Raw genomic sequence first — 12,089 nt, forward strand, 5'->3', positions numbered from 1 at the left:
ACCCTTGTAGAGTTCTTGATGAGGGCCACGTGGAGGTGGCCCCTTAACCATGACGAAGGTGACCTGATCGTGTCAGAGATGGACAAAGTCATCCCGGCTCTCGTGGCAGCTGTGCAGCAACAACACGCTACCGAAGACCACTACCGTGAAGAGGTGATTCGTCAAGCGATGGAACATCAGGTGCAGCTTGCGCTGCAACCTGGGCCGGTCCGTGTTGACGTTATCGTCGATCCACCGTGGTCAGACGGGCAGATCAATTCTGTTCAGGTCGTCATGGATGACCGCCCCTTCCTCGTAGACACCGTGGTGTCGTGCCTACTAAAGCATGGGTGGCGGGTTGAAGACGTACGGCATCCGATTATCGGCGTGAAACGCGAGCGCGACACAATTGAGTCGGTCGAGATGGCCGGTCGCAGAGGTTATGTTCCGGAATCGTGGATTCACATTGATGCGACGGCACCGCTTGGTATCGATACCGAACAGGCTGCCGAGCAGCTTCGCGACGATCTGGGTGCGTGCCTTGATCAGGTCGTTCGTGCCACCGATGACTGGGGCGCAATGCACGAGGCAATGCTGCGCACAGCTGAGCTCGTCAGTGCATCTCAAGGACCAGCCGACGACCGTGACTCAAGTCGTGAGTTACTCGAATGGCTGGCTGATGATCACTTCATGTATCTCTCCTATCAGGAATTCGCGGTCGATGGCGAGATGATGACTTCAGTCGCTGGTACTCGTCTAGGCATCGCTGAGGACGGGCCACGGTTTGACGCTATTGTGCATAGTGACGACAATGCGACCGTTATCGTCACCAAGGATTCGGTGCGCTCGGCAGTACAACGCAACGGCTACCGCGACTACATCGGCGTACGGATTCGTGACGAGCACGGCGCTGTCGTTTCCGAGCACCGTTTTCTTGGCCTGCTGGGGTCCGCGGCGTACACCGAGTCTGTGGCTCATATCCCGGTGTTGCGGGCGAAGGCGTCTCGTATCCTCGCGCTGTCTGGCTATCGCGCTGATTCCCACGGTGGAAAGGCCGTTATCCGCACAATTGCTGAGTTTCCGCGTGACGACCTCTTTGAGGCCTCTGCCGAGGAGCTCGTGCCGCTCATTATGGCCATCGTCGATCTGCGTGAGAAACAGCGTCTGCGTGCCCTCGTGCGTCGCGGTCCGTGGGGTCGTTTTTTCTACCTTCTCGTCTTCATTCCGGCAGACCGCTTTGACGCCAGCACTGTCGGCGTCGTTGAGGGGATCGTGGCTCAGCGTACTGGCGCGGTGGACGTTGACTCGACCACAGTGATGGGGGAGTCCTCGCTAGTGCGAATTACAGTGACGGCCAAGGTTGCTGATGGAGAAATCTTACCTCCAATCGACGACGAAGAATTGCAGGCTGAACTTGCAGATGCCACCTCGAACTGGGATGACGAATTCATCGCTTTAGCCAACGCCATTCCTAGCAACCGGCGAGGAGTCGATTTCGGCCCCGAGTACAAGCAAGAGTTCACCGCGAAGCAGGGCATCTTGGATTTGGAACTCCTCAACGGTTTGGTCGAGGACGACCTAGGGCTCGTGATGTACCGCCCCGATGACCCAGCCGACCCGTCGAACTTGCGGCTGAAGATCTTCAACCAGCAGGCTCCGATGACGCTGTCTCAGGTGATGCCCCACCTGTCGAGCCTGGGCGTCCAGATTGTCGACGAGCACCCGCACCGCATCATATTACGTGGGCGGGAAGTGTGGCTGTTCGACCTCGGTCTGCAAACTCTTGGCGAGCTATGGAAGGACGCTGGACGACATCGTTTTACCGAGGCGTTTGCAGCGGCGTGGAGAGGGGAGTGCGAGTCTGATACCTTCACCGGATTGGTGACTGAAGCTGGACTGCCGTGGTCCCAGGTAGCGATGCTACGGTGTATCGCTCGGTATTTGCGCCAAGTTGGTAGTCCCTTCTCACAGACCTACATGGCACGGGCTTTGCGGGCTAACCCGAATCTGGCAAGGGACCTCGTGAGGATCGTTGAAGCGAAGTTTGATCCCACTGCTTTCAATGATGGAGTTGACGCCGGTTCGCAGCGTTTGGCCAAAGTTGAGGAATTGTCGGAGTCCTTCCTCGCTGATCTTGAGGAAGTGGCTTCCCCTGACCATGACCGCATCTTGCGCATGATGCATGCTGTCATCAAGGCCATGATTCGTACGAACTGGTGGCAGAGCGGTCGGCGGGCGCTGGCTTTCAAGATTCGTCCTACCGATCTCGATTTTGCCCCTGCCCCGCGGCCCAAGTTTGAGATTTTTGTCAACTCGCCACGAGTGTCTGGAACCCACCTAAGGTTTGGTGCCGTTGCGCGAGGTGGCCTGCGGTGGTCCGATCGTCCCGAGGATTTCCGCACCGAGGTACTTGGCCTGGTCAAGGCGCAAATGGTCAAGAACTCGGTTATCGTCCCCGCTGGCGCTAAGGGCGGATTTGTGCCCGCGCATCTACCCGATGCCACGACGAATCGCGGGGGATGGGCTGAGGAAGGCAAGGAATGCTACCGCATTTTCGTGTCCTCCCTACTGTCGCTGACAGATAATGTCGTTGAGGGCGAAGTCGTTGCACCTGAGAACGTGGTTCGTCACGACGGTGATGATCCGTATCTTGTTGTCGCGGCCGACAAAGGCACAGCAACCTTTTCTGATATTGCAAATGCTATCGCCGCCGAACACGGCTTTTGGCTTGGGGATGCCTTCGCTTCTGGCGGGTCGCACGGTTACGACCACAAAGCGATGGGTATTACGGCGCGTGGTGCATGGGAATCAGTCACCCGGCACCTGGCAGACCTAGGAATTGACCAGGCTGCCGACGATTTCACATGCGTTGGTATTGGCGATATGTCGGGTGATGTCTTCGGCAATGGGATGTTGTTGAGCAAGCACATCAAGTTAGTTGCCGCTTTCAACCACCGTCACGTCTTCGTCGACCCGAGCCCGGATCCGGAAACCTCGTGGCGGGAGCGTCGCCGTCTTTTTGACCTTCCTCGCTCGAATTGGGGCGACTACGACTCCTCCCTTATTTCTGAGGGTGGCGGCGTCTGGGACCGCACCTTGAAGTCGATCCCGATAAGCCCGCAAATGCACCAGGTGCTGGGAATTGACGCATCGGTGAGGCGGATGACGCCCGATGACCTCATTTCTGCGATCCTGCGCGCCCCCGTCGATCTGTTGTGGAATGGCGGTATCGGCACCTACGTGCGTGCCACGAGTGAAACAGATGCCCAGGTAGGAGATCGTGCCAACGATCCGGTGCGTATCACCGCCAAGGAGGTACGTGCTAAAGCTGCCGGTGAGGGTGGAAACTTAGGGTGGACCCAGTCTGGCCGTATCGAGTACGCTCGCAATGGTGGTCGTATCAACACGGACTTCATCGACAACTCAGCGGGAGTAGATACCTCTGACCACGAGGTCAACATCAAGATCCTCCTGGACGCTGAGGTGGGGGCAGGTCGAATCAGCGAGAAGGAACGCGATGAGTTGCTTCCGGCCATGGCAGATGACGTTGCTGCCCTGGTGTTGCGTCACAACCGTGCACAGAACTTGGCCTTGGCTAACGCATTGAGCCCATCTGGGCCAACAGCTGGAGTGCTAGAAGCGTGGATGTGCCAACTGGAGGAGTCGGGTCACCTCGATCGCGCCGTCGATACCATGCCATCAACAACTGAAATGAACCGAAAAATGGCGGCAGGGGAGAGGCTTGTTAGTCCGGAGCTATGCACCGTGCTGGCCTGGACGAAGATTGCCCTGTGTGATGCCGTGCTGGCGACAAACCTGCCGGAAGATCCATTCGTCGCGGACCGTCTTGTGGGCTACTTCCCACCACTTTTGAGGGAGAGGTTCGCTGAGCAGATGCCGGCGCATCGATTGCACCGCGAGATCATCACGACCGAGGCCGTGAACCGCTTCGTCGACTCGCAGGGTATTACGGCCTACTACCAGTTGCATTTGCAGACGGGGGCAGATATTGCCCAGGTCATTCGATGCCAGCTAGCTGCGCGGTCAGTATTTGGGCTAGGGAGAGTCGAGACGGACCTCACGCATCTCGGTTTGGATGCCGTCCGGACTGCCAAGATTCGACTTGCATTGCGCGACCTTGCTATGGGTGCCACGCGATGGTTCCTCAACCACGGTGGCGCCGACGACATCGCAGGAACTATCGAGACCTACCGACCTGGTATAGCCAAGCTTGTTGAGAAATTGTCCGAGTTGCTGCTTGGTGACAACGCGGATGCCTGGCAAGAGAAGGTTGACGAGGTCACCGAGCTCGGGCTTGATCGTTCTGACGCTGCCGTTGTCGCTGCTTGCGACTGGGGCTCAGTGCTTCTCAGTGTCGTAGAGATCTCGGAAGAGGGCCACCCTCTTGATGAGGTTGCGGATGCCTATCTGACGTTGGCCCGCCGTGTCGACATGATTCGCCTTACCCGACTCGTCGAGCAGCTTCCGCAGGATCGTCCGACAGATGCCAGAGTACGGGCGAGTCTTCGCGAGGATCTGTTGCAGGTGATGTCGGACGCGACTCGACGCGCCCTTAAGCATGGAACAGACAATGTTCTGGTAGACGGTGGTCGTATCGTGGAGGCAATAGCGACAAACCCGGATCTCGCGCACTGTGTCGTGATGGTCAGTGATCTGCGGTCCGCCGTAGGCCAGGAGGCCACATTTTGAGAATTGATCTCCACACTCACTCAACGATTTCAGACGGGACGGACTCACCGACCCGCCTGATGATGAAGGCTGCGAGAAGCGGTCTGGGCGTTGTCGCCCTCACTGATCACGATACCTTTGATGGGCTGGAGGAGGCTCAGGCAGCCGGACAGCGTTTCGGCGTCCGCCTGTTGCCCGGCTTCGAAATGACATGTCATATCGGCGGCCGGGATGTGCATCTGCTCGGTTACGGTGCCCGTCCCGACGACCCGGTATTAGGAAGGGAATTGCAGGCTACCCGAGCATCGCGAGCCGGACGCCTAGACGCCATCTGCCAGCGACTGTCGGACGCCGGGATGACGGTAACAATCAACGATGTGCACCGAGCCGCCGGGGCCGCTTCCAGCCTGGGGCGCCCTCATGTCGCGGATGCGATGGTGGCTAAGGGATACGTCGAGGACCGCGACGAAGCCTTCCGCGACTGGTTGTCAGACGGAAAACCGGCCTATGTACCGAGGCACAGCGTGGCATTGGAGGTAGGCATTGATCTGGTTCACAATGCCGGTGGCGTCGCCGTGCTGGCCCATCCGTGGGGACGACGAGCTCAGCAGGTTCTCACGCCGCAAGTGATTGCATCCCTGTCGGCGTACCACCAGCTGGACGGGATCGAGGTCGAGCATCAAGACCACGACCAGGTCGCCCGTCGGATGCTCTTTGATCTGGGCGGACGGCTCGGATTGGTCCGAACTGGCGCAAGTGATTATCACGGGTCAGGCAAAAAGGATCACGAGTTAGGGTGCAATTTCACCCGTGAAACTGCGTACCGAGAGTTGGTGACGAGGATTCAGCTGCGCGGGGGAGTTCTTCGCGTCCGGTGAGACTGCTACAGTGACCGGCATGACGAGTGCATCTGCGACTACCACCTCGTGCTGGCGTCGCTGCGTGCGGCACTGACAATATAACGGCCGCCTTACCTGGCGGCGTGTCCTCGTCGTTGGAGGGCGGCGAGGAAGGATTAACGATGACCAGCGACGTCCCCAAGATCGGATCCAACTCCGCGACCTTGGCGCGTTCTCAGGCCCGCAGCGATAAGGTCGAGGCTGATTTGGCCGTTCATCCGGACAAGTGGCGCATTCTTACCGGGGATCGTCCCACTGGCAGCCTGCATATCGGGCACTACTTCGGGTCGCTTGCCAACCGAGTGCGCCTGCAGGACAAAGGTCTTGAGTCCTTCCTGGTCATCGCTGACTATCAGGTCATCTATGACCGCGACGGTGTCGGCGAACTGCAGACCAATGTCATGTCGAATATCGCCGACTACCTGGCAATTGGCATTGACCCAGCTCGCACGACGATTTTCACCCACTCGGCGCTGCCGGCCCTCAACCAGTTGCTGCTACCTTTCCTGTCGTTAGTGACTGACGCCGAGTTGCGTCGCAACCCGACTGTTAAGGACGAGCTGTCCACCTCAGAACGTCCGATGTCCGGTCTTATGCTTACATTCCCGGTACATCAGGCTGCTGACATCCTCTTTTGCAAGGCAAACCTTGTCCCCGTCGGCCGCGACCAGCTTCCTCACATCGAGCAGACCCGTGTCATCGCCCGTCGTTTCGACGAGCGGTACGGGCGCGGCGAGGCCTCTAAGCCAGTTTTCCCCGAGCCTGAGGCACTGCTTTCGGCGACCCCGCATGTCCTCGGTCTGGATGGCACCAAGATGAGTAAGTCGAAGGGCAATTCCATCGAGCTCGGTATGACCGCAGACCAGACCGCCAAGCTCATTAAAAAAGCCAAGACTGACGCCGAGCGTCATATCACTTGGGATCCGGAGAACCGTCCAGAGGTTTCCAACCTACTGCTGCTTACTTCCCTATGCGAAAACGGCGATCCGGCCGCTATCGCCGAGGAGATTGGTGACGGAGGCTCTGGCACGCTCAAGAAGCGTCTAACTGCGTCCCTCAACGACTATTTCGCCCCGATTCGGGAACGTCGTGGTGAATTGACAGCCGACGAGGGCCACCTTCGTGAGGTGCTTCGCGAGGGCAATCGGAAGGCCGCAGTGATCGCGGACCAGACGTTGGCACAGGTGCGCGAAGCTATGAAGATGGTGTACTGAAGGAGCCATTTTTTAGTCTAATTGTGCATCGGCTGGCCAGCGGTGTGATAGCGCGGGACCTCATCAGAAAGTGATGTCTTCCTGGGCGTTGAGCTCGGGATGGCGTGCCTTATTGTGCTTGACAGCTGGCCAGGCGAGGAGCATGACGGCGATATACACTAAGGAGGCTGCTAGCACGATTCGATTTTGGGAATCGAGCACCATGAGGGCCGTCACCCCAGCTAGGCTGACAATTCCGAAGATACCCGTGATCGGATAACCCGGCATGTGGAAACCGGAATCCGTGATCAGACCCCGATTCACTCGTCGGCGCAACACTAACTGACACCAGAAGATCGTCGCCCACGTCCAGATGACACCCACCGCAGCTGTGTTGATGGATACTTCGAAGGCGCGTTCGGGAACGACATACTCGAGCCCCACACCCAGTAGGAAAACGCTGGCGGTCATGAGGATGCCGCCGGCGGGCGTCTTGAACCGGTTGAGGGTGCCGGCGAATTTTGGAGCTTCTCCTGCGGCAGCCAACGATTTGAGGACTCGACCCGTCGCGTACAGCCCGGAGTTCACCGAGGAGAACGCGGCGGTGATGACGACGACATTCATGGCGTCACCTATCCATCCGACTCCCATGGCCGAGAATGCTGTGACGAAGGGTGACTCATCGGCGGAGTATTTGTTGTACGGCAGCAACATGGCCAGTAGGGCCAAAGATCCTAGATAGAACACGACGAGCCGAAAGACGACCGCATGGACGGCTTTGGGGATGACCTTGCGGGGATTCTGCGTTTCCCCGGAGGCGGTGCCAACTAACTCGATGGTGGCATAGGCGAAGATGACGCCTTGGATGACCAGGACCAGGGGCAGCGCCCCCTGCGGGGCGAATCCGCCGTCGAATCGCCATAGGTTCGACACCGCTGCCCGGTGTCCGCCAACGTTGACGTGGCAGGCGACCAGACCGATGGCCACAACGATGAACGCTGTCAAGGCCACGACCTTAAGCAATGCCGCCCAGAACTCGAATTCTCCGAAGGCCTTGACACTGATGAGATTGACCGACACGACGATCACCAAGGCGACGAGCGAGGGCACCCACATCGGTAGGTAGGGCCACCAGAATTGCAGGTAGGTACCTGTGGCGGTCAGCTCGGCGATACCCGATGTCATCCAGTTGAGCATGTACATCCAACCCACGGCATAGGCCCAGCGGTCGCCGAGGAGCTCCCGAGCGTAGGAGACGAAGGAACCGCTCGAGGGACGATGGATAACCAACTCACCAAGCGCCCTCATGACGAGGAAGGCGATAAGTGCGCAGAACGCGTAGGAGAGGACGACTGCTGGTCCGGCACTGCGCAGGCGGCTCCCTGCACCAAGAAAGAGGCCGACCCCGATTGCTCCACCGATCGCCATCATCTGGACCTGGCGATTGGACAGGGTCGCGGCGTAACCTTGGTCGCCTAGATCGACGACCTGCTGGACCTCCCTGATCGGGGGAGACTGGGGGTCGGCATGGGTCGCACCGATCTTGGGACCTTGTGGGACATCGTCACGGGGCTGCTGGAGTGTGTGGGCCATCATTGGACCTTCCAAAACGCTTTGGCTGAGCCTCAACGTGGTGTTTCCGGTTCACCGGAAACACCACGTATTTCGCTTAGTGTACACATTTTTGTTCAGCGCGAGGGGCGAAGTGGTTACTCTAAAGACCTCATTCCTGGTCGATTTTTGGACCAGATGTGATCGATGCAGCTTGTTAGACGGTTAGTTGTGCAAGGCATTCCGGGCGCGTCGGCGTCTTGGCTGCGTCCCGCGCCGATCGTCGACCACATCGTGGTTGGAGCGGTCTGCTGGCCGCCGCTCTTGATGTGGGGTGCCTTGGAGCCGTTGGGCATCCGAGTTGGGCGCAGAGCCCCTGACGACTTTGCCGTTACGGCGGCGGATGCGGTTTCGACGCGTGTTACCACCATCCTTGGAATCATTGCGAGAGCGCCGCCTCGTGGTCTTCCCAGAACTGCTATGGCTGTGGTGATGCTGCCGTCCCTTCTTTTCGGTATCACCCTTCCCGGCGCCGGCGATCTTACCGCGAGCGTCCTCGGGTATATCGAGATCGGTATACAGGTGTGGGGACGTGGAATAGGTTTCGACCGGTTCGGAAAGTTCGAGGTTAAGAGCCTTGTCGATGAGCTTCCAACGGGTGACGTCAGCCCAGTCAACGAGGGTGACGGCGACGCCCTTGGTGCCGGCGCGGCCAGTGCGGCCAATGCGGTGAACGTAAGTTTTTTCGTCCTCGGGACACTCATGGTTGATGACGTGGGATACCCCGGTGACGTCAATGCCACGGGCAGCGACATCGGTCGCCACCAGAATGGTTACGTCGCCATGACGGAACCTTTTGAGAGCCTTCTCACGGGCGACCTGTGTGAGATCACCGTGGATGGCGCGGGCTTTGAAACCACGGTCGTTGAGGTCGTCAGAAAGCCGCTGGCACGCACGCTTGGTGCGGCAGAAGATAATGACCTTCTCGGCGTCATTGGCTTGCAGAATGCGTCCAATGATTTCGATCTTGTCGAGGGGATGGGCCTGATATACAAACTGCTGGGTGTCGGGAACGGTGGCCTGAGTGTCGGCTCCCTCTGCGCGAACGTGAACTGGACGGTTCAGCTGAGACCGGGCCAAAGCCATAATCGGGGCCGGCATAGTGGCCGAAAACAGCATGGTTTGGCGCGGGGTCGGAGTGCGTCCGATGAGATTTTCGACGTCGGGCAGGAAACCGAGATCCAGCATCTCGTCGGCCTCGTCAAGGACGACGATGTGCACGTGGGATAGATCGAGGTTTTTGCGCTGGGATAGGTCAAGAAGGCGTCCAGGAGTACCGACGACAACGTCGACCCCCGCTTGGAGCGCGTCAATCTGCGGCTCATAGCCAACCCCGCCGTAGACGGTAAGGACGCGTGCGCCCCGGACAGAAGCGGCAGTTGAGATGTCTTGAGACACCTGGAGAGCCAACTCTCGGGTGGGGCACATCACGAGTGCCTGGGGCTTACCTTTAGTGGTGAGCTCTTCCCAACCTTCGTCACCAGGCAGGGTGATGCGCTGCAAGATAGTGATACCGAAGGCAAGGGTTTTGCCAGTGCCGGTACGAGCTTGCCCAATGAGATCCGTGCCTTCAACGGCAATCGGGATCGACATGGCCTGGATGGGGAAGGGGGAGACGATACCCACTCCTTCCAATGCCTGGCAGATATCTTCTCGGACGCCGAGGTCGGCGAAGGAGGTGGGAACGGAAACAGTAGTCTCGGTCAGTGTCTTGGCCTCTTCGTGCGTGGGCCCATCCAGGCCCGGTGTCGTTGTTGTGACGTCGTCCAACGCCACGTCTGGTGCGGACCGGCGAGGTTACGCGTTCAACACACCAACAACCATGTTACCTCTCGTGTCATCAACCCTCTAGCCTGTTGGGGTGAGCATCGACGACACGAACCCCAGTCACACTGCCGCTGCGACGATCTTCTGGTCTGTTGCAGCATCCTGCGCCTTGCACGGGTTTTCGGCGACAGTTGCCGGCATGGCGCTAGCCCCTGGGCTTGCGGAACGGTTTCTTATCGTCGATCGCAGCGCCGATATACAGCACACTCTGGCGGAGGCTAGGACTCGTCTCACAGACCGCGAAACACTCGCTGAGGTTGAGCCTCTCATCGGTTCGGTAGAAGAATACGTTTCCGCCGAGGCATGGTCCCAGGTACTGTTGCGCGACCACATTCTGGTCGAGCTCATTTCCGACTTCCTGGATCGGGTTGAGCCAAATCTCGAGCCCCAGCTTCATCCTGAGTGTGGGTCTTTTGGCCCGTGGCTGGGACGAGGTACTGAAAGCCGGGTGAGATGGGACGCAGCGATGCATCAGGTTCTCGCAGCGAAGCGAGATAAGTCTGGTGACTCTCTTTTTGCTCGGCGACTTGTAGGTGAGGTGTTGTCGGTGGCTCAGCGGCTCTTCGCTCGGCATCAGGGCCTCACCTCTGCACTGACCCACGCCGGTAGCGGTGAATTCGATGATCTTGATCTCATCAACGAAGTAATGGCCGGTGTGCTTGGTGGCCACGATCAGCGCATGATTGAACTTGGCTTGGAGCCCTGAGAAAGCCCTTGGCGACAGTGGGAGTCCCGGCGATTTCCGAGAACTCCGACAGCGTCGTCGTGACGAAGGTTAGAGGGTTCCGAATCCCACTTGACGGCTATTGGGCTGGCCCAGGTCGAGGTAGGCGATCCCACGAGCTGGAATGAGGACCCTGCGGCCCTTGGCATCAGTCAAAGCGAGGATAGCGTTGGGCTGGGCCAGGCTCTCTTTGAGTTGCTGCTCGATGGCTTCGGCGCTCTCCTGAGCGTCGATACTGACTTCGCGTGCGGCGTTGACGATACCGATCTTGATCTCCATGAGCTCAAACTTACCGTTAGATCAAGAATCCCGACGCCACAGAGCCACCGTAGTATTGTCATGCCCGCCGCAATTATTGGCGTAGGCGATCAGTCCGTCGGCTACGTCCGTCGGAGAAGTGTGACCGTGATCGTCAGTGCGCGCCGTGCTGATGAGGTCGGCCATGAGCTGGGCCAAATCGTCGGAGTCCGGTACGTGGTTCCACAATCCGTCGCTGCACACTAACAACCATCCAGATTGCTGCGGCTGATAGGTCATAATGCGGGGCGCAACATCGGCAGCGGATGCACCGACCCATCTTGTGATGGCGTGAGCGCCGATTCCCCTCTCGGCCTCTTCCCGAGACAATCCCATATCCATTTGGGCCTGGGCCATCGAGTCGTCAATCGAGAGGCGAATGGGGTCGCCGTTATCAGGGAACCAGTACGTGCGGGTGTCGCCAATATTGCCGACGACAAGACGATCTTGGGTAGCAACTGCTGCAGCCAGGGTGCACGCACCGATCGGATCCGATCCATTGACCACCGCCTCATGGGCTTTTCGGAAAGCGCGTTCGAACAAGGTGACGGTGTCGTCGTCGTTGGTCGGCATGCCCTGGTCCATCGTTGTCGTAAGGTAGTCGCGCGCAGTGTGGGAAGCGATCCTGGCGCATTCCTCGGCTCCCTCGGTTGAGGAGACACCATCAGCGACGACAAGGACAATGTAGTGTCCTGAACCGTCAATACCCAGGGCTGCCGCATCCTGATTAGTCTCGTGACGCAGCCCAATATGCGACGCACACGCGACATCTCCACGCGCCGCGGCTCTGGCGGTGAGGTCCACTCGTGAGGTGGCGGCGGTATCGGGTTTCACGACGTTGGACTGGTCCGGCTCGTTCATGAAGGTCCT

General features: G+C 58.9%; 8 protein-coding genes. 4 read left to right on the forward strand and 4 right to left on the reverse strand.

The annotated features are described in order from the left end of the window. The first annotated feature begins 18 nt into the window (after nucleotides 1-18). The 3 genes from F1563_RS00485 to trpS all read left to right on the forward strand — a co-directional run bounded on the left by F1563_RS00485 (nucleotide 19) and on the right by trpS (nucleotide 6,781). Nucleotides 19-4,689 (forward strand): NAD-glutamate dehydrogenase, encoded by a 4,671-nt coding sequence (locus tag F1563_RS00485; RefSeq protein ID WP_172623542.1) that lies wholly within the window; start codon nucleotides 19-21, stop codon nucleotides 4,687-4,689. 2 nt (nucleotides 4,690-4,691) lie between these two features. Then, the gene (locus tag F1563_RS00490) at nucleotides 4,692-5,546 is read left to right on the forward strand and encodes a PHP domain-containing protein (protein WP_081414833.1); all 855 of its coding nucleotides are present in this window, start codon (nucleotides 4,692-4,694) and stop codon (nucleotides 5,544-5,546) included. A gap of 143 nt (nucleotides 5,547-5,689) precedes the next feature. Beyond that, nucleotides 5,690-6,781: a tryptophan--tRNA ligase gene (gene trpS / locus F1563_RS00495; protein WP_002526665.1), complete on the forward strand. Its 1,092-nt coding sequence runs from the start codon at nucleotides 5,690-5,692 to the stop codon at nucleotides 6,779-6,781. Between the two features lie 63 nt (nucleotides 6,782-6,844). Here trpS and F1563_RS00500 read toward each other — a convergent pair whose 3' ends face one another. Continuing rightward, a complete protein-coding gene (locus F1563_RS00500) occupies nucleotides 6,845-8,356 on the reverse strand; it encodes an amino acid permease (RefSeq protein ID WP_002526666.1) in 1,512 nt (503 codons plus the stop codon). 180 nt (nucleotides 8,357-8,536) lie between these two features. Beyond that, nucleotides 8,537-10,147 (reverse strand): DEAD/DEAH box helicase, encoded by a 1,611-nt coding sequence (locus F1563_RS00505; protein ID WP_002546908.1) that lies wholly within the window; start codon nucleotides 10,145-10,147, stop codon nucleotides 8,537-8,539. A gap of 190 nt (nucleotides 10,148-10,337) precedes the next feature. On the opposite strand from F1563_RS00505, the gene F1563_RS00510 reads away from it, so the two are divergent. Then, nucleotides 10,338-10,904: a hypothetical protein gene (locus F1563_RS00510; RefSeq protein WP_172623572.1), complete on the forward strand. Its 567-nt coding sequence runs from the start codon at nucleotides 10,338-10,340 to the stop codon at nucleotides 10,902-10,904. Nucleotides 10,905-10,973: 69 nt separating this feature from the next. Here the strand turns inward: F1563_RS00510 and F1563_RS00515 are convergent, their stop codons facing one another. Together F1563_RS00515 and F1563_RS00520 are read right to left on the reverse strand one after the other, a co-directional pair. Further along, on the reverse strand, nucleotides 10,974-11,201 hold the full coding sequence (locus F1563_RS00515) for a DUF3107 domain-containing protein (RefSeq protein WP_002526669.1): 228 nt from the start codon (nucleotides 11,199-11,201) through the stop codon (nucleotides 10,974-10,976). 21 nt (nucleotides 11,202-11,222) lie between these two features. After that, on the reverse strand, nucleotides 11,223-12,080 hold the full coding sequence (locus F1563_RS00520) for a PP2C family protein-serine/threonine phosphatase (RefSeq protein ID WP_002526670.1): 858 nt from the start codon (nucleotides 12,078-12,080) through the stop codon (nucleotides 11,223-11,225). Nucleotides 12,081-12,089: the final 9 nt, after the last annotated feature.

It is taken from the genome of Cutibacterium modestum, assembly GCF_008326345.1.
In the GTDB taxonomy this organism is placed as follows: domain Bacteria; phylum Actinomycetota; class Actinomycetes; order Propionibacteriales; family Propionibacteriaceae; genus Cutibacterium; species Cutibacterium modestum.